This window comes from Variovorax paradoxus (assembly GCA_016806145.1).
GTDB lineage: Bacteria > Pseudomonadota > Gammaproteobacteria > Burkholderiales > Burkholderiaceae_C > Variovorax.
Map to the genome: position 1 here is coordinate 2,382,133 of CP063167.1, position 23,656 is coordinate 2,405,788.

A 23,656-nucleotide genomic window follows, 5' to 3' on the forward strand; every position below is an offset into this window, starting at 1 on the left:
GTTGCGCTCAACGCTGCAACTGGCGCAGCTCGTCGCTGGTGTTGGCGTTGAAGAAGGCGGCCGCGTCGTCGAACGCGACCTGCACCATGCGGTGCTGCGCGGTCCACTTGCCGAACTTGCGCTCGCCCGCCTGCAGGAAGGCGAGCAGGCTCGGCGCCAGGCTGGCACGCAGCAGGCAGAACACCGGTTGCGCGCGCAGCTCGCCGTCTTCGTGCGTGGCGGCCATCGCGATCTCGGCACCCTGCGCGGCCGCGGCCTCGGCCAGCCGGTCGACCAGGTCCGGCGGAAAGTCCGGCGTGTCGCAGGGCACGGTGACGAGCCAAGCGGTGCGCGCATGCTCGAGCCCGGTCAGCAGGCCCGCGAGCGGCCCCGCATAGCCTTCGATGGAGTCGGACCACACGGGCACGCCCATCGCTTCGTAGTCGGGCAGGTTGCGGTTGGCGCTGAGCATGGCCGTGCCCACCTGCGGCTGCAGGCGGCGCAGTGCATGCAGCGCCAGCGGCACGCCGCGGTGGTCCTGCAGGCCCTTGTCGACGCCGCCCATGCGGCTGCCGCGGCCGCCGGCCAGCACCAGGCCCGTGATGTCTTCGCGCGCGATGGAGTTCATGCGCGCATTCTCGCCCGAGCCCTACGACCTCAGCGTGCGCAGCGCCGAAGTCCAGCGCAGCAGTTCGTCGAGCATCGCCTTCGCGGCCGCCGCGTTGGCGGGGTTGGCCGACAGGCCGCCCTCGGCCTGCAGCTGCTGGCCCACGTTCGTGAACGCGACCGCCTCGAGCATCGGCACCACCTTGAGCGTGCCGAGCAGCTGCTTGGTGACCTGCACCGCGCGGATGCCGCCCGACATGCCGCCGTAGCTCACGAAGCCGACGGCCTTGTACTGCCATTCGCGCACGAGGTAGTTCAAGGCATTGACCAGCGCGCCCGGCGGCGCGAAGTTGTATTCGGGCAGCACGAACAGGAAGGCATCGGCCTCGGCGACGCTCGCGCTCCAGGCGCGCGTGTGCTCGTGCGTGTAGCGCTGCAGGCGCGGATGCTCGGGTTCGTCGAACACCGGCAGCCCGAAGGCCGCCAGGTCGACGAAACGGGCGTCGAAGCCGCCGTGCGCTTCGGCGATGCCGTGCGCCCAGTCGGCAACGGCCGGGCCCACGCGGCCGGGCCGCGTGCTGCAGATCAGGGTATGGAGGATGGGACGGGTCATCGCGGAATCCTAAGTCATGGCGCGGCCAGTCCGAGGCGCGCGAGCGTCGCGGCCTTGAGGCGGCTGTCCTCGCGCACCTGGCGCTCGAAGTCCTTGCCCGGCTGGAAGTCGACCACCTGGTTCGCGCCGCGCGCCCAGGCCTGGTACCTGGGCGAGGCCACGGCCTCGCGGCACGAGGACTCGAGGCGCGCGACCACCGCGTCGGGTGTCTTCGCGGGCACCAGCACGCCGCCGAAGCTCGCCTGCACCACGGGCACGCCCGACTCCTTGAGTGTGGGCACGTCGGGGAACGAGGGATGGCGCTGGTCGGTGTACACGGCGATCAGGCGCAGCGCGCCCGATTGCAGGTGGCCGGTGATCGAGCTCGCGAGCACGGCGCCGAAGCTCAGCCGGTCGCTCAGCAGGTCCTGCAGCATCGGCGCGTCGCCCTTGTAGGGCACGTGCGTGAGCGCAACCTTGGTGGCGGCCTCGATGTCCGAGGTGCCCAGATGCGGGATCGAGCCGGTGCCCGAGGTGCCATAGCTGACCCTGCCCGGCTCTTTCCTCGCATCGGCCAGGATGTCCTGCACGCCGCGGTACGGCGACTTCGCCGGCACCGCGATCGCGAAGACGTTGTCGAACACCTTGCAGACGTAGCGGAAGGAATCGAGCCCGTAGTTCAGCGCCTTGAGCCGGTGCGGCTCGCTGGTCAGCGGCACGGCGGGCGTGAAGACCACCGTGTAGCCGTCGGCGCGCGCGCCGGCGCCCGTGTTCAGGCCAATGGTGCCGGCCGCGCCGTCGCGGTTGATCACCGCGAAGGGCTGGCCGAGGTTCTCGGACATGGCCTGCGCGAGGCTGCGCGCGTTGATGTCGAGCCCGCCGCCGGCGGCGAAGGGCACGATCATCTGGATCGGGCGCGAGGGATAGTCGGAGGCCGCCGCGGCGGGCAGCGCGGCGCATAGCAGAGCGAGCAGCAGCGCGCTCCGGCGATCGAATCGTCGGTTCATGGGAATGGCGCCGGCGGGTTATTCGGCGCGGATGCCGTTGCGCAGCACGCCGATGGCGTCGACCTCGATCTCGACGCTGTCGCCGGGCTTCATCCACACCGGCGGGTTGCGCTTGGCGCCCACGCCGCCCGGCGTGCCGGTCACGATCACGTCGCCCGCGGCCAGCGGCGTGAAGGCCGAGATGTGCGCGATCTGGCGCGGGATGCTATGGATCAGCTTGTCGGTGGTGGTGCGCTGCATCTCCTGGCCGTTGAGCCGCGTCACCAGCGTCATCACGCGCCCGTCGGCGATCTCGTCGCGCGTGACCATCCACGGGCCGAAGCCGCCGGTGCGCCAGAAGTTCTTGCCGGCGGTCCATTGCGGCGTGGCGGTCTGCCAGTCGCGGATGCTGCCGTCGTTGTAGCAGGCATAGCCCGCGATGTGCGCCCAGGCATCGGCCTCGGCGATGCGCCGGCCGCCGCGGCCGATCACGACCGCGATCTCGCCCTCGTAGTCGAGGCGCGTCGACTCGGGCGGCAGCACGATGTCCTCGCCGTGCGCGAGTTGCGATTCGGCCACGCGCAGGAACAGCGTGGGCTGCTCGGTGATCTCGCGGCCGGTTTCGCGCACGTGCTCGCCGTAGTTGAGGCCCACGCAGACGATCTTGCCGGGGTTGGGAATCACGGGCAGCAGCTGAAGCTCGCTCAGCGCCAGCGTGGCGCTCGCCTGGCCGACGGCCGTTGCGGCCTCGGCCAGCAGGTCGGCCGCGATCAGCGCCTTCAGGTCCGCGGCGCGTTCGCCGAAGATCTGGCGCAGGTCGACGACGCGGTCCGCGCGGTCGCCGGTCACCGCGCCGTAGCTGTCGGTGCCGTGGAGTTGATAGCTGATGAGTTTCATGGTCTGTCCGTGAGGAGGAGTGGGTGAAGTGGAACTACGCCAGCCGACCTCCAATGCGCTGCGCGCCCTCGGTGATCAGGTGAACCATCTTGTCGAGGTCGACGATGGACAGGCGCGAGGTGTCGAAGACCAGCTGGATGGCGGCCCATGCGCCTCCGTCGGCCTTCGGGATCGGCGCGGCCACGGCCGCGAGCTGCGGTTCGAGTTCGCCGATCGACACGTAGTGGCCGGCCTTGCGGATCCCCGCGTAGAGACGGCGGAATTCGCTCCATTCGGCCGGCAGCCCGCTGCGCACGACCTCGTCGTGGCGGGCATCGAAGACCTTGCGCAGCTGCGGCGGCGCGAAGGTCGACAGCAGGACCTTGGGCGCGGCGCCCAGGAACAGCGGCCGCGGCCGGCCGCGCCCGTAGGCCAGCGTCGGCGGCGTGCCGCCCATCTCGCGATGGGTATCGAGCACCTGCATGCCGAAGATGCCCGAGCTCACGCAGTCGAACCCGGTGGCGGCCACCAGTTCGCGCATCACCGGGATGCCTTCGCGCAGCACCGGGTCGGCATTGCGGATGTAGTGGTCCAGCAGGATGATCCGCGGCCCGAGCGCGTAGTGCGAATCCTCCACGCGCTGCAGCAGCCCGGCCTCGAGCAGCAGCCGCACGTAGCGGTAGCCCGTGGGCAGCGAGACCTCGAGCGCCGCGGAGATGTCGTCCGCCGTGCGCGTCAGGTGGGTGTCGTCGAACAGGTCGAGCACCCCCAGCATGCGCCCCAGGCTGGACATGGATTTTTCCGGCACGCCAATTCCTCCAGAGTGTCATGGCGCGACGGGGAGGTGTTGCGAGATGCGATCCAGATCGTGCCCCGTGCGCGCGACGCCGACGATATATCGGTCGGGGCGCAGTATCACCGCCCGCGCCTCGTGGGCTTCGAGCCAGTGGCGCAGCGGCGCGTCGGGCCGGTCGATGACGATGGCATCGGCGCGGCGCCAGCGTTCGGCGGTGGCGGGTGCGGCGGCCGCGAGCGCGTCGGGGCTGCCGATCACCGCGCTGCGCCGGCCCAGCAGCTCGTCGAGCAGGCGGCCGTCGGCCAGCCGCGGCTGGGGAAAGGGCCGCCCGGCGGGCGAGCCCGCGTCGGCATCGAAGGCGCCCTGGCCCAGCAGCTGCGGCGGCAGCTCGAAGATCTCGGGGCGCCCGGCACGAAAGCGCGCATCGCGTTCGGCCGCGCGCGCGGGATCGGTGGTCTGGATGATGTCGCCCAGCCGCACCGCGAGCTCGATCAGCGCGCGCACATGCGGCGCGCGTTCCGACTCGTAGGTGTCGAGCAGCGTCTCGGGCGCGCCGCGCGCGAGCACGGCCTCGAGCTTCCACGCGAGGTTGGCCGCGTCGCGGATGCCCGCGCACATGCCCTGCCCGAGGAACGGCGGCGTCTGATGGCAGGCATCGCCGGCCAGCAGCAGCCGGCCCTGGCGCCAGCCCTGCGCGATGACGGAGTGGAAGGTATAGATGGCGGCGCGCTCGAGCCGCGCCTGCTCGGGCTTGACCCAGGGCGCGACCAGGCGCCACAGCGTGTCGGGTTGCACCAGCGCTTCGCGGTCGTCGTCGGGCAGCACCATGATCTCCCAGCGCCGCCGGTCGCCGACCACGTTGCAGTAGGTCATGGGCCGGGCCGGGTCGCAGTGCTGCACCGTGTGGGTGGGCAGGTCGACGGGTTGCCGCAGCAGCACGTCGAACACCAGCCAGGGCTGGCGCAGCCCGAGGTCGACCATCGCGCTGCCCATCCGCTGGCGCACCGGCGAGCGCGCGCCGTCGCAGCCGACGACGTAGCGCGCGCGCAGCGTCGTGTTTTCTTGCCGGTGCAGGTCGCGCACGCTCAGCGTGGCGCCGTCGGCGTCCTGCGCGACGCCGGTCAGCTCGTGTTGCAGCCGCAGCTCGACGTTGGGAAAGCGCGCGAGGCCTTCGCGCAGCACGGCCTCGAGCTCGGGCTGGTGGAAGTAGTAGTTGTTGGCGCAGCCATGCGGGCCGAGCGCGGCGCTGCCGCCGCGGATCAGCATCGTCTCGCCCGCGCCGTTGACGAAATGCATGCCCTGCTCGCCGGGGCGCGCGATGGCCAGCACCTGCTCGCGCAGGCCCGCGCCCTGCAGGATGCGCAGCACCTCGCCGTCGAAATGGATCGCGCGCGGCAGCGGGAAGATGCCGGCCTCCTTCTCGAGCACCAGCACCGACAGCCCGGCCGCGCCCAGCAGGTTGGCGAGCGTGGCGCCGGTCGGCCCGAGGCCGACGATCGCGACGTCGTGCATCTCCATCGCTTCAGCCACGCTGGTCTTCCTGCATGCGGCGCGCCACCTCGGCCTGCCATTGGGCGCGGCTCATGAACTTGGGAAAGCGCTTCGCGATGGCTTCGGCCTGCGCGAGGATGGCTTCGTCGGACTGCGAAAGGTCGATGGCCTCGCGCAGCGGCTGGTCGCAGTACCAGGGCGTGTCCATGAACAGCTCGAGCCGGTTGCCCTCGGGATCGCGGCAGTAGAGCGAGATGGCGTTGCCGTGCGTGACCGGATGCATCTCGCTCGCGCCCTCGGCCAGCAGCCGCTCGTGAAAGCGGCGCAGCGCGTCGAGGTCGGGCACGCGGAACGAGATCTGGTTGACCACGTTGAAGCCCGGGTCCGCCGGCCGGCCGGTGGCCAGCACGAGCTGGTGGTGCTCGCGCGGATCGCGGCTCAGGAACACCAGCTGCACCGGGCCCAGGTCGCCCGCGTCGGTCTGCGTGAAGCGCAGCGCCTGCTTGTAGAAGCGCGCCATGCGCGGCAGGTCGCTCACATAGAGGCCGATGTGGCTGAACTGCAGGTCCGAGGGGCCGAAATCCGTCATCTCAATGTCTCCAAACGATAAATCGCACGGAGCTTTTCCGTTTCGATGACTAAATACTATAGTTATTCTCGTATTTTGACAATCACGACGTTTTCCATATCATCGCGACCGGTGCAGACCGCACCCAAGATCGAATGGAGACAAACCGATGAACGTTTCGAAGACGCGGGGCCGCCGCTGGCTGGCCCCTGGATGCATCGCCGTCATGGGCATGCTCGTGGGCACGGCCTGGGCCCAGGCCGACTACCCGAGCAAGGCCGTGCGGATCATTGCCCCCTTCCCCGCCGGCAGCGGGCCCGACGCGAACGCGCGCGAGATCGCGGCCGAGCTCACGAAGATCCTCGGCCAGAGCTTCTATGTGGAGAACCGCCCCGGGGCCTCGAACATCATCGGTACCGAAGTCGCCGCGAAGGCCCCGGCCGATGGCTACTCGCTCTACATCGGCACCACCAGTTCGCTGTCGGTGGTGCCGCACCTGTATTCGAAGCTGCCCTTCGATGCCGAGAGGGACTTCGCGCCCGTGAGCCTGCTCGGCGTGCTCAACACCGGCCTGATCGCCACGCCCGGCGTGGAGGCACGCGACGCACGCGCCCTCATCGCCGCGCTCAAGGCCCGGCCTGATTCGGTGGCGGTCGCGACCGCGGGCATCGGCAGCTATTCGCACCTGTCGGCGCTGTGGTTCAACAGCGCCGCGGGCGTGAAGACCAACCTCGTGCCCTACAACAGCAGCAGCCCCTACGTCGACCTGATCGCGGGCCAGGTGCAGCTGATGTTCGACGGCCTGCCGGCCGCCGCGGGCAACATCCACACCGGCAAGCTCAGGCTGCTGGCCATCACCGGCAAGGAGCGCGCGCCGAGCTTCCCCGACGTGCCCACCTTCGCCGAGGCCGGCCTGCCCGACTACGCGCCGATCGCCTGGCAGGGGCTGCTCGCGCCCGCGGGCACGCCCAAGCCCGTGCTCGAGAAGCTCAGCGCCGCGATGCGCAAGGCCTGCCAGTCGAACGAGCTGGCGCGCAAGTGGCGCGACTACGGCGGCGAGCTGCGCTGCAACACGCCCGCGGAGTTCAAGGCCTTCATCGATGCCGACCGCGCGATGTGGGGCAAGGTGATCCGCGAGGCGCGGGTGAAGCTCGATTGAGTGGGGGACGGCGCGGCGCGGGTGCGCCGTACCGTCGATTCAGCCTATTTCCCGGTCGTGCGGGGAACGAAAGCGAACGAGCGCTTTTCGTAGTCGCGGTAGTCGAGGGACACGCCGTAGGCGGCCGTCACGCCGTCCTCCTTCGTGCCGACGCCGATGACCGTCGGCACGTACGAGTTCGGATTCACCGAGGGCGCGGCGCTGGGCACGAGCCTGCTCTGGATGTAGTAGTAGCCGAGCTCCTTGGTGGGAACCAGGCTCCAGAGCTGATGGTCCCGCAGGCCGGCCTGAAGCGGTTGGACCGTGATCCTGGGGTCCTCGCCCGTGGTGTCGCCGGTGAGCGTCAGGTAGAGGTTCGGGCCGATCTCGGACTTCAGGTACCACCAGCCCGCTTCACCGGATTTCTCGAACTTCCAGAGCTGGTTCTCCGCGTCAGGGCTCGACTTGGACTTCTTCTCCCACAGGATCACGCGGGCGCCGGCCTCGTGCGAAGCGTCCATGATGTCGAGGACTTCGGGCATCGGGCCGTTGCGACGGATGAAGAATTGGGTCTCGAGCGGCACGATGCGCTCGCTGGCGGAAGGCGTGGCCGCCGGTGCAGCGCCGGCATCATTGGCGAGACGCACGGGCACGTCCTGCGTCGCATTGCTCCAGTATTTCTTGATCAGGTCGATGGCTTCGGAGATATCCAGCGAATTGGCACTGTCCTGTAGAAGTTCTATGGCCTGCGGATTGGTCGAATTCTCGGGAATGAAGCAGGGCAGCGTTGGATTGAGATTCACATACCGATCGCCCAGAAGCATCTTGGCGATCTGCGGCATGAGTTCCGACGAGGTCCCGTTCAGACTCAAATCCAACACGGGAGAAGACCCTTGTTGATTCATGAGAAATGGCGTGATGTTGTCGAAGGGGTTGTTGTCCCCTTTCATCCATTGTTCCGCGCCCCAATCGTGGGTGTCGCTTTGCAGCCAATAGGGCATGTAGCCGGTGCCGATCGTGATGGCCGCGATCTGATCGAGTCGCCATCCATTGCGAACGGCCAGCGCGATGGCCGCAACCGTGGGGTCGTGATTGAAGAACGCGCCGTCGACGTTTCCTTCCATCGACCCGAGCTGGCCGGGCATCGCGCCGCTGGAGGTGGCCGCGACGGCAATGAGCGTATGGCCGTTGCCGTCGAGTCCGTCCTGCTTGTCCTGGGCGGTTCCGAGCATGTTCGTGAACATCATCGGCTTCCAGGGCGTGGGCATCATCCTTTCCATGCTGCCGATGTTCTCGGGTTCCGGCTCCACGGAGCCGACGTTGAACGAAACGAGCAGGACGTCCTTGCCCGCTTGCGAAATCGTGTTCTTCCCGTGGAGTTTTTCCTGGCTGGCCAATACGTCGTCGATCGGATACGCGGGCGTATCGGGATGCGTATTCATCTTGTTATAAAAACCCAATTCGCTGCCCTTGAACAGCTCGATCAAATTGGCCGGATCCGGAGTGGCCAACAGTTCGCTCGAGATGATCGATCCGGTGGAACAGCCGGCGTACATCCGGGTCTGATTGAGAACTTCTGCATCAGCGTCGTAAAGACGCTGGAGGATGGTGGCGGAAAGCAAACCGCGAATGCCGCCGCCCACGAATGACAGGATCGTGTAATAGCCGGTCTTTTCTGAAGCCATGGAGTTTCCTTTCGATGAGGGATTCCCAACTTTGGGAATCGCAGTTTCGATTGGTGGCAACTCGCTGGCACCTTACTTTTTCTTGCAATGACGAATAGCTATTTAATTAACTATTTGGTGTTGCAACGGAATTCGGTGGGATGCATTGGGGGATTCCTGGCCCGGGCCAAGGCGAATCCGCAGGACGCCAACCACGGCTCGCCGGCCGCGGGCTCCATGCCGCAACGCATCGGCGCGTCACGAATCGAGATGGCGCTCGCGGCTCCACTGCTCGACGAAGGTCCTCGCATCCTGCTTCAACGCACCCACGACATCGGGGGCGTCGGTGCCCGCCACCACGAGGCGTCGCCGGACGACGCCGCCCAGATTCAGATCGGCATGGCCCGATGCGAAGGCCGCGCCTTGGGTGGTCGTGACACGAATCTTCACGTGCCACCCCTGGTAGCAGAAGTCGAGTTCGGTATCAGGAGTCATGGCAGGCGAGGCGACGTTCGCCCAGCGGGAAATAGCTCGAGATGAAACTGATAGCAAATATATCAATGAGTAGCAATTCTATCTATCCCGATCGACCCTGATACCCGACGCGCTGCGCCGGCGCGCATCTCAACGGAAGCGCTTGCTGAATTCGCGCACCACCCCGATCACGCGCGCCACGCCGAGCGGCTTGATGGGGTAGCGCGGGTTGAGGGGCCGCAGGTAGAACTCGCCCCCATCCCTGACCAGCTGCTTGAAGGTGGTCTGCGCGTGCTCGTTGAGCGCGATGACGTAGTCGCCGGGCAGCACCTCGAGGTCGGGCTCCACGATGATGATCGAGCCCTCGGGAAAGGAGTCGCCCATCTCGCTGGCCATGCTGTCGCCGTGCACGCGCAGCGCGTAGGTGTGGCGCTTGACCGGGACCGTCACGGGGACGGTCTCGAAACTGCCGCGTGGCTTGAAGTTGTCGATGACCGTGTAGTTGCCGGCCTCGACCTCGGACACCAGCGGCACCTCAGCGCGCATGACCGTGCCCTGGCTGATGTTCGGCCCGCCCGAGAGCAGTTCGCCGACGGAGATGCCGAGCAGTTCGGCAACGCGCGGCTGGTTGGCGCGCTTGGGCGCGGTGCCTCCGGCTTTTTCCCATTGCTGGACCGCGCCCCGACTCACACCGACGGCGTCAGCAAACTGCTGCTCGCTCATCCCGAGCCGTCGGCGCCCTTCGCGAATCAGTCTATGAATGCTCATAGTCTAGAGGCTAGGTCCTCCGATGGATGGAAAATAAATCATAGCTAGACGTTCTTGCTAGCTTGACTCTCCCATCCATGGGGAACGAACCTCCGGCGGCGCGCGCGCCGGAAACGCGGCTGCCGGCTCAGCCGGCCAGATCGAAGCAGCAGCCCCCGTAGTAGGCCTTGTCGCCGCCGTCCACGAACGGCACCTCGATCGGCTTGCCTTCGTTGCGCCAGCCGTCGCGGCGACGGTAGCCGGCCTGCTTGAGTTGCGCCATCAGCTCGTCGTGGTGCTCGATGCGGTAGGGGCAGACCGCGAAGCCGATGCTGTTGAGCGTGTAGAGGGTGCGATCGGGATGCAGCGCCGTGGTGTTCAGCACGATGCGCCGGGGCTTCACCGCGAGCGCGGCGAGGATCTCCGACAGCCGTTGCGGCAGGTACTGCAGGCTGCCCGAGGCATACAGCACGTCGCAGCCGCTGGCATCGGCCGGCGCCGTCGTGAAGCCGAGCTGGGCGGCCGCGTCGCGCTGCAGCGCCAGCGCCTCGCCGGCGCGCACCACGCCGGGCACGTCGCACACGGTCCAGCGCAGGCCATCGGGATAGGGCAGCACGCGGCGGAACGCGTAGTACTTGATTCCCACGTGCCCCCCGAGGTCGAAGATGCGCGTCATGCCTTCCTCGAGCGAGCGCCCGAGCCAGAACAGCGCCGGGTAGTCGTAGAAGTAGACCTGGTGGCTGTAGAGCTGCGTGGCCGCCTGCGCGTTGTCGTAGCCCACCGCCTTGGAGGGCGGCGCGCCGGCTTCGGCCGCGGCGAAGCTCCCGAACGAGCCCATGAAGAGATTGTCGTCCTCGTTGTCGAGGAACTTGCGCCGGTAGGCGTTCGCGCCGGGCAGCCGCGCCAGCAGGTTCGAGAGCATTGCAGGCCCCTTTCCAAGGAATTGATTTTTTCGCGCCGGGGCCGATGCTGCTTGTGATTCCCGGAAATTACAAATCCCCGGCCGATTTTTCGATTCCGCTTACGAAGCGGATGAATTATTAACGTCCGCGCCGCCGATCGGGCAATTGAAATCGCCTCGAACCGAATTGAAGGCCCGATCCGCCCTCCTGCCGCGAGCCATGGAAGCCGCTATTCCAGACCGCTCGCACCCGCCGCAGCGCTTCGAAAAAACACGCATTTCCCCAGGGAAACCGCCTCCGGGACGGGCCCGACCTACCCATCTGGAGAGCCTTTGCGGCGCTTTTCCGGTTCAAAAGCCAAATGGCTACCTCGTTTAATCAATATTCGGTAGTTCCCATCTGAAATAAATAAGTCCAAACGTAATTGGCCTCTGAAATAGGGCCCACGCCCAACTTCAAACCTCCTACTATTTCGACACAAATTCATAACAAACAAATGCTTGCGTCGTCGAATCAATAGCCGTTCGAAGCTGTTTTTTCGCTGTCTTCTGCAATTTCGAATCGGACGGTGATATGGACATTCAGACGATGTTTCCGGAATTCCCGGAAAGCCGCAGCCTCGCATGGGAGGACCTGTTCGCGGCGCGCACCGAGCTCGGTGCCGGCCCGAGGCTGGCGTGCAGCCTGCCCTTGCCGATCGACACGGCGCGCCATCCGGGCAGCCTCCACCGGTTCTCCGACGCGCCATGGGCCGCGGCCTGGGTACTGCTGCAATCGCGCTGGCTGGGCCGGGCCGAGCCGGTGCTCCATGAAGCCGCGAGCACCGGCGATGCATTCGCCTCGTCCTTCGCCCGGGATGCGGCACCGACCGCCGCCGAATGGATCGCCGCCATCGACTGCCGGCGCGGCGAGGCCAGCGCGACGCCGCTGCCCACCGAACCGCCCGCCGTGCTGTGGCTGCGCGACGCCATCGACGCCGCCGCGGCGCCCGCGCCGATCCGGCTGCGCTTCGGCGCCGAGCCGCCCTGCCTGCACGCCGACGCGGCCGCCGGCTGGCTCGATGCCCTCTCGCTGCAGCAACTGCTCGCGGCAGTGGCCGATACCGCGGCCGACCTCCTGTCGCGCCCCGACGCGCCGATCGACGACATCCGCAACCTGCCCCAGGCCGACCGCGAACGGCAGCTCGCCAAGTGGAACCGCCCCGTGGCGCCGCTGGACCGCGCGCTGACCGTGACGGGCCGCTTCCGCGCCCAGGCCGCCGCCGTGCCTGAGGCCTTCGCGCTGGTCCAGGGCCGGACCCGCCTGAGCTACCGCGAACTCGACCGCCGCTCCGACGTGCTCGCGCAGTGCCTGCAGCAGCGCGGCGTGCAGGCGGGCGACACGGTCGCCCTCGTGCTCGAACGCTCGATCGACGCGGTGGTCGCGCTCCTCGCGATCCTCAAGGCCGGCGCGGCCTACCTGCCGATCCCGACCGAGCAGCCGCGCGAGCGCATCGCCGCGATGCTGGCGCAGGCCGGTGCGCGGCTGGCGGTCGCGGCCGAGGCCTTCGATGCGCTGCTGCCCCCGTCGACCCCGCTGCTGCGCGTCGACGCACGCCCCGATGACGGCCGGGCCGGCAGCGGGCGCGCGCCGGCGATCGACGGCGAATCGCTGGCCTACCTCATGTACACCTCGGGCTCCACCGGCACGCCCAAGGGCATCGCGATCTGCCATCGCGCGATCCTGCGCCTGGTCGTCGGCTCGGACTTCGCCGCCTTCGGCCATGGCCTGGCCATGCTGCATGCCGCCCCGCTGGGCTTCGACGCGGCCACGCTCGAGATCTGGGGGCCGCTGCTCAACGGCGGCTGCTGCGTGGTCCACGACGAACGGCTGCCCACCGGCGCGGGGCTCGCGCGCACCATTGCCCGGCACGACGTGCACACGGCCTGGCTCACGGCCGCGCTCTTCAATGCGGTGGTCGACGACGATCCCGCCCACCTCGCGGGACTGCGCCACCTGATCACCGGCGGCGAGGCGCTGTCGCTGCCGCACGTGCGGCGCGCACTCGCCGCGCTGCCGGGGCTGGTGCTCAGCAACGGCTACGGCCCGACCGAGTGCACCACCTTCGCGGCGACCCACCGCATTCCCGCCGTGCTGCCCGACACGCTGCGCTCGGTGCCGCTCGGCCGCCCGATCCAGGACACGGTGCTGCGCGTGCTGAGCCCTTCGCTCGCGCTGCTGCCGGCGGGCCTGGTGGGCGAGCTCTGCATCGGCGGCCATGGCCTGGCGCGCGGCTACCTGGGCCAGCCCGCGCTGAGCGCGCAGCGTTTCGTCGCCGATCCCTTCGGCGCGGCCGGCGATCGCCTCTACCGCAGCGGCGACCTGGCGCGCTGGCTGCCGGACGGCACGATCGAGTTCGTCGGCCGCCGCGACGGGCAGGTCAAGATCCATGGCCACCGGGTCGAGCTCGGCGAGATCGAGACCGCCCTGCTCGCGCATCCGGCGATCCAGTCCTGCGCGGTGGTCGCGCGCCCCGATGCCGGCGGCGCGCTGCGCCTGGTGGCTTATCTGGTCGCGCGTGCGCAGCCGCTGCCCTGGGAGGCGCTGCGCGCCCACCTCGCGGCCCTGCTGCCCGCCGCGCTGCTGCCTTCGGCGCAGCTGTGGCTGCCCCGGCTGCCGCTCACGCCCAACGGCAAGCTCGACCGCCAGGCCCTGCCCGAGCCGGCCGGTGAGCGGCCCGCGCTCGCGCAGGCCTACGAGGTGCCGCGCGATGCCGCCGAGCAGACGGTGTGCGAGGCCTTCGCGCAGGTGCTGCAGCTCGCCGAGGTCGGCCGGCACGACAACTTCTTCGACCTCGGCGGCGACTCGATGCGCGTGCTGCAGGTGCTGGCCGTGCTCCAGCGCGACCAGAGCGCGCCGCTGTCGACCAACCTGTTCTTCAGCCATCCCACGCCCGCCGCGATCGCGGACCGGCTGCGTCCGCGCGGCAAGGCGAAGCCCCGCGCCGCCATCGAGGCGCCGCGCGAACGCGCCGTGGCCGCCAGCGCCGACGTCGATGTCGACGCCATCGCCCTCGTCGGCACCGCCGGCCGCTTTCCGGGCGCGGCCGATGTCGAGCAGTTCTGGGACAACCTCCTGGCCGGCCGCGACAGCATCAGCTTCTTCGACGACGCCACGCTCGACGCCGGCGTGAGCGAGGCGCTGCGGCGCGACCCGGCCTACGTGCGGGCGCGCGGCGTGATCGACGGCATCGAGGACTTCGACGCGGCCTTTTTCGGCATCGCGCCGAAGGAAGCCGCGCTGATGGACCCGCAGCAACGCGTGTTCCTCGAGATCTGCTGGGAATGCCTGGAGCGCGCGGGCTACGTGCCCGATGCCGCGCCGGGCCCGGTCGGCGTGTATGCCGGCATGTACAACGCCAGCTACGCGCAGCGCCACCTGAGCACCCGGCCCGACCTGGTCGAGGCGGTCGGCGAGTTCCAGACGATGCTGGCCAACGAGAAGGACTACATCGCCACCCGCGTCGCGCACCGGCTCAACCTCACCGGGCCGGCGGTCAGCGTGCACACCGCCTGCTCGACCTCGCTGGTCGCGGTGGCCCAGGCCTTCCATGCGCTGCGCAGCGGCCAGTGCTACATGGCGCTGGCCGGCGGCGCCGCGGTCACCTGCCCGCCGCGCAGCGGCTACCTCTACAACGAGGGCGCGATGCTCTCGCCCGACGGCCGCACGCGCAGCTTCGACGCGAAGGCGCAGGGCACGGTCTTCAGCGACGGCGCGGCCGTGGTGCTGCTCAAGCGGCTGGCCGACGCGCAGGCCGACGGCGACACCATCCATGCCGTGCTGCGCAGCGCCTGCGTCAACAACGACGGCGGCGCGAAGGCCAGCTTCACCGCGCCCAGCGTCGACGGGCAGGCCGCGGTCATCCGCGCGGCGCTGGCCGCGGCCCGGGTCGACGCACGCAGCATCTCCTTCGTCGAGGCGCATGGCACCGCCACGCCGATGGGCGACCCGATCGAGGTCGAGGCGCTGGCCAGTGCCTTCGCCGAGCACACCGATGCGCTGGACTTCTGCACGCTGGGATCGCTCAAGAGCAACGTCGGCCACATGGTCACGGCCGCCGGCGCGGCCGGGCTGATCAAGACGGCGCTGGCGCTGCAGCACGAATGCATTCCGCCGACCGCGCATTTCACCGAGCCGCATCCCGCGATCGGCTTCGAACGCACGCCCTTTCGCGTCAACCCGCAGCCGAAGCCCTGGCCACGCGGCGCGCAGCCGCGCCGCGCCGGCGTGAGCTCGTTCGGCGTCGGCGGCACCAATGCCCACGTCATCGTGGAGGAGGCGCCCGCGCGCGCGCCCTCGGCACCCGACGAGGGCCTGCACGTGCTGCCGCTGGCCGCGCGTTCCGAGGCCGCGCTGGCGCTGGCGACCGAGCGGCTCGCGGCCCACCTCGAGACCCATCCGGAGGATTCGCTGGCCGACGTGGCCCACACGCTCGCGGTCGGCCGCAAGGCGCACGCCTTCCGCCGCGTGGTGGTGGCGGCCCGCGCGCACGACGCGGTGGCCGCGCTGCGCGACCCCGGTTCGCCATGGCGCGCGAGCGGCAGCGCGGGCGCGCGGGTGCCGCAGCTGGTGCTGATGTTCCCGGGCCAGGGCGCCCAGTACGCCGGCATGGGCCGGGCGCTGCACGCGGGCGACCCGGTGTTCGCGGCGGCCTTCGACGACGCCCTCGCGGCCTTCGCGGGCGAACTGGACTTCGACCTGCGCGAGCGCATGTTCTCGAGCGATCCGCAGGCCCTGCTGCCGACCTCCGTCGCGCAGCCGGCGCTGTTCACGCTCGAATATGCGCTGGCGCGCCGCCTGCTCTCGCTCGGCGCCCGGCCGCAGTTGCTGATCGGCCACAGCGTCGGCGAGTTCGTGGCGGCCGTGCTGGCCGGCGTGATGCGGCTCGAGGATGCGGCCCGCCTGGTCGCGCGTCGCGGCGCGCTGATGCAGGCGCAGCCGGCGGGCGCGATGCTGTCGGTGCGCCTCGGCGCGGCCGAGCTGCTCGCGCGGCTCGATCCCTCGCTCTCGCTCGCGGCGGACAACGGCCCCACGGCCTGCGTGGCGGCGGGGCCGTCGGAGGCCATCGCCGCCCTGCAGGCCTCGCTGCAGCAGGAAGACATCGCGAGCCGCGCGCTGCAGACCTCGCACGCCTTCCATTCCTCGATGATGGACGAGGTGGTCGCGCCCTTCGAGGCGCTGGTGCGGCAGGTGGTGCTGCGCGCGCCGCAAATTCCCATCGTCTCGACGCTCACCGGCCAGCCGCTCGGCGAGGTGGAGGCCACCAGCGCCGCCTACTGGGCCCAGCATGTGCGCGGCACCGTGCGTTTCTCGCCCGCGCTGCGCGACACCCTCGCGCGGCTGTCGCAGCCGCTGTTCGTCGAGACCGGGCCGCGCAACACGCTGGCCACGCTCGCGCGCCAGCACGCGGGCACGGCGGTATCGCTGCTGCATGGCGATCCGGCCGACGAGGTGGCGCTGCTGCGGCTGGCCAGCGCGCGGCTGTGGACCCGCGGCGCCGAGATCGAGCTCGCGCGCCTGTCGAACCGCACAGACGCGCGGCGCGTGCGCTTGCCGACCACGCCATTCGAGCGCCAGCGCTGCTGGGTCGACATCGCGCCCCCTCTTTCCGCCCTCGTCACGGCAGCCGCGCCGGCTGCCGCCCCCCTCGTCCCCCCGATCGCCCTGGAGTCCACCGTGACCGTTGCAACGCCCTCGCCTCTTCCTCCCGCGTCCGCTTCCACCCTCGACGCCCGCCTGCGCGCGCTGTTCGAGGACATCTGCGGCCTCGACATGGCGCAGGCCGACGGGCATGCGCCGTTCGCCGAACTGGGGCTCGACTCCTTGACGCTGACGCAGGCCGCGACGCAGATCAGGAAGCACTTCAAGGTCGAACTGAGCTTCCGGCAGCTGATGGAGAACCATCGCAGCTTCGATGCGCTGGGCGCCTTCCTGCGCCAGAGCCTGCCGGACGAAGCGCCGGCCGCGCCCGCAGCGCCGATCGCCGTCACGGTGCCTGTGATGCCCGCGATGGCGGTGCCGCGGTTCGATGAGAACGCGGGCGCATTCCAGCTGCCCCAACTGATTGCGCAGCAGATGGACATCATGCGCCAGCAGCTCGCGCTGCTGTCGGGCGCCGCCTCGGTCGCGCCCGCTGCCGCCGTCGTCCCGCAGCCCGTCGCCGAACCGGCCATCGCTCCGGCCGCAACCGCGCCGCAACGCTACGACGTGGCCAAGGCTTTCGGCGCCATTGCGCGCATCCACACCCAGCGCACGGCCGAACCCAGCGCGCGCCAGAAGGCGCGGCTCGCGGCCTTCGTGCGCCGCTATGTCGAGCGCACGCGCCGCAGCAAGCAGTTCACCGTGGACAACCGGCCCCACATGGCCGATCCGCGCGTGGTCAACGGCTTCCGGCCGCTGACCAAGGAGATCGCCTACCAGATCGTGGTCGAGCGCTCCAAGGGCTCGAAGCTCTGGGACATCGACGGCAACGAGTACGTCGATGCGCTCAACGGCTTCGGCATGAACATGTTCGGCTGGCAGCCCGACTTCGTGCAGGAGGCGGTGCGCCGGCAGCTCGACGCCGGCTACGAGATCGGCCCGCAGCATCCGCTGGCGGCCGACGTCGCCGGCCTGGTCTGCGAGCTCACCGGCAGCGACCGCGCCGCCCTCTGCAACACCGGCTCCGAGGCGGTGATGGCGGCGCTGCGCATCGCGCGCACCGTCACCGGCCGCAGCACGGTGGTGGTGTTCACCGGCTCCTACCACGGCACCTTCGACGAGGTGCTGGTGCGCGCGGGCCGCAACGCCAAGGGCCTGTCCGCCGCGCCCGGCGTGATGAGCGGCATGTTCGGCGACATCCGCGTGCTCGACTACGGCACGCCCGAGGCGCTGGCCTTCATCCGCGAGCATGCCGACGAGCTGGCGGCCGTGCTGGTGGAGCCGGTGCAGAGCCGGCGGCCCGACTTCCAGCCGCGCGAGTTCCTGCACGCGCTGCGCGCCATCACCGAGCAGCACGGCTGCTGCCTGGTCTTCGACGAGGTCATCACCGGCTTTCGCGTCGCGCTCGGCGGCGCGCAGGCGCTGTTCGGCGTGCGCGCCGACCTCGCCACCTACGGCAAGGTCATCGGCGGCGGCTTTCCGATCGGCGTGGTCGCGGGCCGGCGCGCCTACATGGACGCGCTCGACGGCGGCGCCTGGCAGTACGGCGACGACTCCATCCCGGGCGTCGGCGTCACCTACTTCGCCGGCACCTTCGTGCGCCATCCGCTCGCGCTGGCCGCGGCCAAGGCCGCGCTCACGCACCTGAAGGAGGCCGGCGCGGCGCTGCAGGAGGGCCTGAACCAGCGCACCGGTGCCATGGCCGACGAACTGAGCGCCTGGTGCCTGGAGGTCGGCGCGCCGATCGCGATCGGGCGCTGCGGATCGCTGTGGCGCGTCAACTGGCTCGAGGAGCATCCGCTGCAGGACCTGCTGTTCGCCATGATGCGCAGCCGCGGCATCCACATCCTCGACAACTTCCCCTGCTTCCTGACCAGCGCCCACGGCGCGCAGGACATCGCGGCCATCCAGGCGGCGTTCAAGGCCTCGGTGGCCGAGCTGCAGGAGTCGGATTTCCTGCCGCGCCGCGCGCCCAGCCCCCTGAGCTTCGAGGTGCGCAAGGACGCGCGGGACGGCTCGGTGCTCGCCCGCGACGTCGACGGCCAGCCCTTCTGGTATGTGCCGGCCGCCGACGGCGGCGCGCTGCCCGCGCTGGCGGACCCGGTCCCGGCCGGTGGCGCGAACGCGAAGGCGGTCGCATGAACGCCGTGCTTCGCCCCACCCCCGACGCCGTCGACACCGCGCCGGTCCTCGGCAGCGTCGAGTGCGTGATCCCCACCACCGAATCGCAGCGCGAGGTCTGGCTCGGCGCCATGCTGAGCGCCGAGGCCTCGCTGGCCTACAACGAATCGGTGCTGCTGCGACTGCGCGGCACGCTCGATGCGCAGGCCCTGTCGCGCGCACTGGCGCGGCTGGTGCAGCGCCACCAGTCGCTGCGCGCCACCCTCTCGCCCGACGGCCGCAGCATGCGGGTCGGCGGCGGCGAGCTGCCGGCCCTCGAGCTGCGCGACCTGCGCACGCTCGATGCGGCGGGCCGCGCGCAGGCGCTCGAGGCCGTGCACCAGGCGGCGGTGTGCACCCCGTTCCCGCTCGAGCAGGGTCCGCTGTTCCGTGCTGCGCTGTACCGGCTCGGCGACGCCGAGCACGAGCTCGTCCTGTCGGCGCACCACGTGGTGTGCGACGGCTGGTCGTGGGCCGTCATCGCCGAGCAGCTCGGCCATCTCTATGCCGACGAGATCGGCGAAGGCCTGCCGCTGCGCGCCGCGCCGAGCTACGCGGCCTTCGCGGCCGAGGAAGCCGCCGAGGCGGCCGGGCCCGCCATGCAGGCGCACGTCGACCATTGGCTCGCGCGTTTCGCCGGCACCCTGCCGGTGCTCGAGCTGCCGACCGACCGGCCGCGCCCGGCGGTGCGCGGCTTCGATTCGCAACGCATCGAGCGCCGGCTCGATCGCGCGCTGGTGAGCGCGATGCGCGCCGCGAGCGCGAAGTCCGGCACCAGCCTGTTCGCGGGGCTGCTGGGCGCGTTCGCCGCCACGCTGCACCGCCTGAGCGGACAGGACGACATCGTGGTCGGCATTCCGGCCTCGGGCCAGCTCTCGCGCGACATGCCGGGGCTGGTCGGCCATTGCGTGAACCTGCTGCCGCTGCGCCTCGCGGTGCACGGGCAACAGCGCTTCGACGCGCTGATGGGCGAATGCGGCACGGCCGTGCTCGATGCCTTCGAGCACCAGTCGCTGACCTATGGCGCGCTGCTCGGCAAGCTCTCGCTCGAGCGCGACGCGAGCCGCCAGCCGCTGGTGAGCGTGATGTTCAACCTCGACCCCGACGTGGCCGGCAGCGCGCAGAACTTCACCGGCCTCGAGGTCACGCAGGACACGGTGCCGCGCCGCTACGAGAACTTCGAGCTGTTCCTCAACCTGCGCCCGGCCGAGGGCGGCCTGGTGGTCGAGGCCCAGTACAACACCGGCCTGTTCGACGAGGCCAGCGTGCGGCGCTGGCTCGACATGTTCGAGTGCCTGCTGCGCTCGGCCGTGCAGGCGCCGGACCAGACGGTCGGCCAGCTGGCGCTGCTCTCGCCCGAGGCGGCGCGCGAGCTGCTCGCGCTGCAGCCCGCGCCGAGCCCGCTGGCGGGCCTGCCGCTGGCGCATGCCGGCTTTGAGGCCAGCGCGCTGCTGCAGCCCGAGCGCCCCGCGATCCGCGACGGTTCGCGCCGCTGCAGCTACGCCCTGCTCGACGCGCAGTCGAACCGGCTCGCGCATGCGCTGCGCGAACGCGGCATGGGCCGTGGCCAGCGCGTGGGCCTGTGCCTGGAGCGCGGCATCGACATGGTCGTCGCGCTGCTGGCGGTGCTGAAGTCGGGCGCGGCCTACGTGCCGCTCGACCCGGGCTTTCCGCAGGCGCGGCTCGACCACTACGCCGAGGATGCCCGGCTCGCCTTGCTGCTCACCACATCCGATATCGCTTGCGCGCCGCGCGGCTGGCGTGTCGATGCCGCCGAGCGCGTGTTCGAGCTCGACCGCGACACCGGCTGGCAGCGCGCGCCCGCGGGCGCCCTGCCGCCCGGTGGCGACGATGCCGGCCCCGAGGACGCGGCCTACGTCATCTACACCTCGGGCTCGACCGGCACGCCCAAGGGCGTGTGCGTGCCGCACCGCGCGGTGGCGAACCTGCTGCAGTCGATGCGCAAGGCACCGGGCCTCGGCGAGGGCGACCGGCTGGCCGCGGTCACCACCTTGTCCTTCGACATCGCGGTGGCCGAGCTGCTGCTGCCGCTGGCCGCGGGCGCCGAGATCGTGATGGTCCCGCGCGAGACCGCGATGGACGGCCGCCGCCTGCGCGCGCTGCTCGAGGAGGAGGACGTCACCGTGCTGCAGGCCACGCCCGGCATGTGGCAGCTGCTGCTCGACGCGCGATGGCCCGGCGCGCCCGGCTTGCGCGGCTGGATCGGCGGCGAGCCGGTGCGCGGTCGGCTCGCGCTCGAGCTGCTCGAGCGCTGCGCGCAGCTGTGGAACGTCTACGGCCCGACCGAGACCACCGTCTGGTCCACGGCCTGGAACATGCGCCGCGACACCATCGCCGCGCACGGCGTGTCGATCGGGCAGCCGCTCGACAACACCAGCGTCTGGATCCTCGATGCCGCGCTGCAGCCCTGCCCCGTCGGCGTGCCGGGCGAGATCTGCATCGGCGGCGACGGCCTCGCGCTCGGCTACCTCGAGCGGCCCGAGCTGACAGCGGAGCGCTTCGTCGGCGCGCGCATCCTCGGGCAGGCCACCGCCATCTACCGCACCGGCGACCGCGGCCGCTGGCGCAACGACGGCCTGCTCGAGCATCTGGGACGGCTGGACTTCCAGGTCAAGGTGCGCGGCTACCGCATCGAGCCCGGCGAGATCGAGGCCCGCTGCAACGAGGCGGCGGGCGTGTCGCGCAGCGTGGTCGTGGCGCGCGAGGACCGGCCCGGCGACGTGCGGCTGGTGGCCTACCTGGCGCTGCAGCCGGGCGCCGCGGGCGCGGCCTTCGAACTCGGCGCGCTCATGAAGCAGCTGCGCGAGAAGCTGCCGGCCTTCATGCTGCCGCAGCACGTGGTGACGCTGCCCGTGCTGCCCACGCTGCCGAACGGCAAGCTCGACCGCGTCGCGCTGCCGCCGCCTGGCGCGCTGCCGCGCGAGGTGACGCAGCGCGGCGCCGGCCCCGCCAACGAGATCGAGCGCAAGGTGCTCGCGGCGATGGAGCAGGTGCTGAGCCTGCCGGGCATGGACATGGGCGACGACTTCTTCACCCTGGGCGGCCATTCGCTGCTGGCCGCGCGGCTGGCCACGCTGCTGAGCCGCGAGTTCGATCTCGCGCTGCCGCTGCGCACCCTGTTCGAGGCGCCCACGGCCGAGCGGCTGGCCGCGGTGATCGCCGCCCTGCGCGGCGCGGGCGAAACGCGGCAGACCGCGCTGCCCTGCCGCTTCGAGCGCGAGCTGGCGCCGATGACGCCGTCGCAGGAACGCATCCGCTTCATGGAGGAGCTGCACCCGGGCCGCTCGGTCTACAACGCGCCCTCGGCGCAGCGGCTGCTCGGCGCCTTCGACGCCGCCCGCTTCGAGGCCGTGCTGCGCGAGATCATCCGCCGCCAGCCCGCGCTGCGCACCTGCATGGGCGTGGATCCGGCCAACGGCGCGCCGGTGCAGACGATCGCCCGCGCGGTCGACTTCTCGCTGCCCGTGATCGACCTGCGCGAGCTGCCGGCCGACCAGCGCGAGGCCGAACTCGCCGAGCGCATGCAGGAGCTGGCCGACCGTCCGATCGACATCCATCGCGCGCCGATGCTGCACGCCGCGCTGTTCCGCATCGACGAGGAGACGCATGTCTTCGTGTTCGTGCCGCACCACCTGGTCTGGGACGGCTGGTCCTTCGACCTGCTGCAGGCCGAGCTGGCCGCGCTCTACGACGCGGCCGAACGCGGCCGCCCGCACGCGCTGCCCGCGCTCGCGACCACGCACGGCGACTATGCCGAGTGGCTGGCCGGCTGGATGACCACGCCCGAGTTCGAGGCGCAGCGCGCGCTGTGGCGCGAGCGCGCCGCCGCCGTGGCCGCGCCGCGCCTGCCGCGCACCGACATGCCGCGCCGTGCCGGCAGGAGCGGCCAGGGCGGCTCGCAATGGATCGCCATCGACCTGCCCGCCACCCAGCGGCTGCGCGAGACCGCGCGTGCGCTCGACGTGACGCTCAGCATGTTCAGCTTCGCGATCCATGCGCTCGCGATGAGCCGCACCCTCGGCAGCGACACCCTCGTGGTCGCCAACCCAGTGCGCGGCCGGCAGCAGCCCGAGACCGAGAACGTGATGGGCGTCTTCAACAACATGCTGCCGGTGTCGCTGCGCATCGACATGGACCTGACGCTGCCGGACTACCTGCGCTACGTGAAGCAGGAGCTGCTCGCGCTGATGGGTTGCCAGCAGGTGCCGTTCGAGCGCCTGGTGGCCGAGCCCGGTGGCCCGGCCCGCGCGGGCAGCGCCTACCAGACGATGTTCTCGTTCCAGGATGCGCGCGAACGCGGTTCGCGCATCGGCAGCCTGCGCACGCAGCAGATGCACCTGCTGCAGCGCGGCGCCACCGACGACATCGGCGTGTGGCTGCTCGACACGCCGCACGGGATCGAGGGCGCGCTGATCTACAACGCCGACATCTACCTGCGCGAGACCGGCGCCCAGCTGCGCGAGCGCTACCTCGAACTGCTGCGCCGCGCGGCCGACCGCCCGCACGCGACGCTCGCGCAGCTGGCCAGCGAGGAAGGCTCGGCCAGCGCGGCCTACCTGCGCAAGCTCGCGGCCGAGCCGCGCGAAGCGCCGACGGTGCAGGAAGCGACGCCGGCGGCGCCGGCGCTCGCCGACGTGCTGCCACCCGAGCATGCGCGGCTGGCGCAGATCTGGGCCGACGTGATCGGCATCGACGTCAACGAGATCCGCGCCAGCGACAACTTCTTCGACCTCGGCGGCGATTCGCTGCTGGTGCAACGCTCGGTCGAGCGCGCCGCGCTGACCCTGGGCTGCCGCGTCGAGCCGCGCCGCTACCTGTTCGAGAGCCTGGCGCAGCTGGCGGCCTCGCCGCCGTCGGCGGGCATCGCGCCGGCCGGGGAGCCGAAGCGTGCGCCGGCGCCCGGCCGCACGCTCGGGCTGCTGGGACGCACCCTTGGTGGCTGGCTGCGCGGGGACCGGGCATGAGCGCCGCGCCGGG

Annotated in this window: 14 protein-coding genes; 3 read left to right on the top strand and 11 right to left on the bottom strand. The window is 70.7% G+C overall.

Features of this window, described 5'->3' with window-relative positions:
* Positions 1–7 precede the first annotated feature (7 nt).
* From mobA to INQ48_42225, 7 genes are read right to left on the bottom strand one after another with little or no spacing between them, the layout of a single operon-like run.
* Positions 8–607 carry a molybdenum cofactor guanylyltransferase MobA gene (gene mobA, locus INQ48_42195; GenBank protein QRF61968.1) on the bottom strand — a complete coding sequence of 200 codons (600 nt, stop codon included), beginning with the start codon at positions 605–607 and terminating at the stop codon, positions 8–10.
* Between the two features lie 21 nt (positions 608–628).
* Positions 629–1,198 (bottom strand): NAD(P)H-dependent oxidoreductase, encoded by a 570-nt coding sequence (locus INQ48_42200; GenBank protein ID QRF61969.1) that lies wholly within the window; start codon positions 1,196–1,198, stop codon positions 629–631.
* A 14-nt stretch (positions 1,199–1,212) separates the two neighbouring features.
* Positions 1,213–2,184 (bottom strand): tripartite tricarboxylate transporter substrate binding protein, encoded by a 972-nt coding sequence (locus tag INQ48_42205; GenBank protein ID QRF61970.1) that lies wholly within the window; start codon positions 2,182–2,184, stop codon positions 1,213–1,215.
* Positions 2,185–2,202: 18 nt separating this feature from the next.
* The gene (locus tag INQ48_42210) at positions 2,203–3,060 is read right to left on the bottom strand and encodes a fumarylacetoacetate hydrolase family protein (GenBank protein ID QRF61971.1); all 858 of its coding nucleotides are present in this window, start codon (positions 3,058–3,060) and stop codon (positions 2,203–2,205) included.
* 34 nt (positions 3,061–3,094) lie between these two features.
* The gene (locus INQ48_42215) at positions 3,095–3,832 is read right to left on the bottom strand and encodes an IclR family transcriptional regulator (GenBank protein ID QRF61972.1); all 738 of its coding nucleotides are present in this window, start codon (positions 3,830–3,832) and stop codon (positions 3,095–3,097) included.
* A gap of 33 nt (positions 3,833–3,865) precedes the next feature.
* Positions 3,866–5,365: a bifunctional 3-(3-hydroxy-phenyl)propionate/3-hydroxycinnamic acid hydroxylase gene (locus INQ48_42220; GenBank protein ID QRF61973.1), complete on the bottom strand. Its 1,500-nt coding sequence runs from the start codon at positions 5,363–5,365 to the stop codon at positions 3,866–3,868.
* Positions 5,358–5,915, bottom strand: a complete 558-nt coding sequence (locus INQ48_42225; protein QRF61974.1) for a VOC family protein — start codon at positions 5,913–5,915, stop codon at positions 5,358–5,360. Before INQ48_42225 ends, INQ48_42220 begins: the two co-directional genes overlap by 8 nt.
* Before the next feature lie 148 nt (positions 5,916–6,063).
* Between INQ48_42225 and INQ48_42230 the strand changes: the two genes are divergently transcribed.
* Positions 6,064–7,053 carry a tripartite tricarboxylate transporter substrate binding protein gene (locus INQ48_42230; GenBank protein ID QRF61975.1) on the top strand — a complete coding sequence of 330 codons (990 nt, stop codon included), beginning with the start codon at positions 6,064–6,066 and terminating at the stop codon, positions 7,051–7,053.
* Between the two features lie 44 nt (positions 7,054–7,097).
* Here INQ48_42230 and INQ48_42235 read toward each other — a convergent pair whose 3' ends face one another.
* The 4 genes from INQ48_42235 to INQ48_42250 form a co-directional block, all read right to left on the bottom strand.
* Positions 7,098–8,717, bottom strand: a complete 1,620-nt coding sequence (locus INQ48_42235; protein ID QRF61976.1) for a patatin-like phospholipase family protein — start codon at positions 8,715–8,717, stop codon at positions 7,098–7,100.
* Between the two features lie 237 nt (positions 8,718–8,954).
* Positions 8,955–9,191 (bottom strand): hypothetical protein, encoded by a 237-nt coding sequence (locus tag INQ48_42240; GenBank protein ID QRF61977.1) that lies wholly within the window; start codon positions 9,189–9,191, stop codon positions 8,955–8,957.
* A gap of 129 nt (positions 9,192–9,320) precedes the next feature.
* Positions 9,321–9,893 (bottom strand): hypothetical protein, encoded by a 573-nt coding sequence (locus tag INQ48_42245; GenBank protein QRF61978.1) that lies wholly within the window; start codon positions 9,891–9,893, stop codon positions 9,321–9,323.
* Positions 9,894–10,065: 172 nt separating this feature from the next.
* On the bottom strand, positions 10,066–10,839 hold the full coding sequence (locus INQ48_42250; protein QRF61979.1) for a methyltransferase, TIGR04325 family: 774 nt from the start codon (positions 10,837–10,839) through the stop codon (positions 10,066–10,068).
* 553 nt (positions 10,840–11,392) lie between these two features.
* On the opposite strand from INQ48_42250, the gene INQ48_42255 reads away from it, so the two are divergent.
* Together INQ48_42255 and INQ48_42260 are read left to right on the top strand one after the other, a co-directional pair.
* Complete coding sequence (locus tag INQ48_42255; protein ID QRF61980.1) at positions 11,393–18,640, top strand: amino acid adenylation domain-containing protein; 7,248 nt, start codon at positions 11,393–11,395, stop codon at positions 18,638–18,640.
* On the top strand, positions 18,637–23,643 hold the full coding sequence (locus tag INQ48_42260) for an amino acid adenylation domain-containing protein (GenBank protein QRF61981.1): 5,007 nt from the start codon (positions 18,637–18,639) through the stop codon (positions 23,641–23,643). The genes INQ48_42255 and INQ48_42260 overlap by 4 nt, the downstream gene beginning before the upstream one ends.
* Positions 23,644–23,656: the final 13 nt, after the last annotated feature.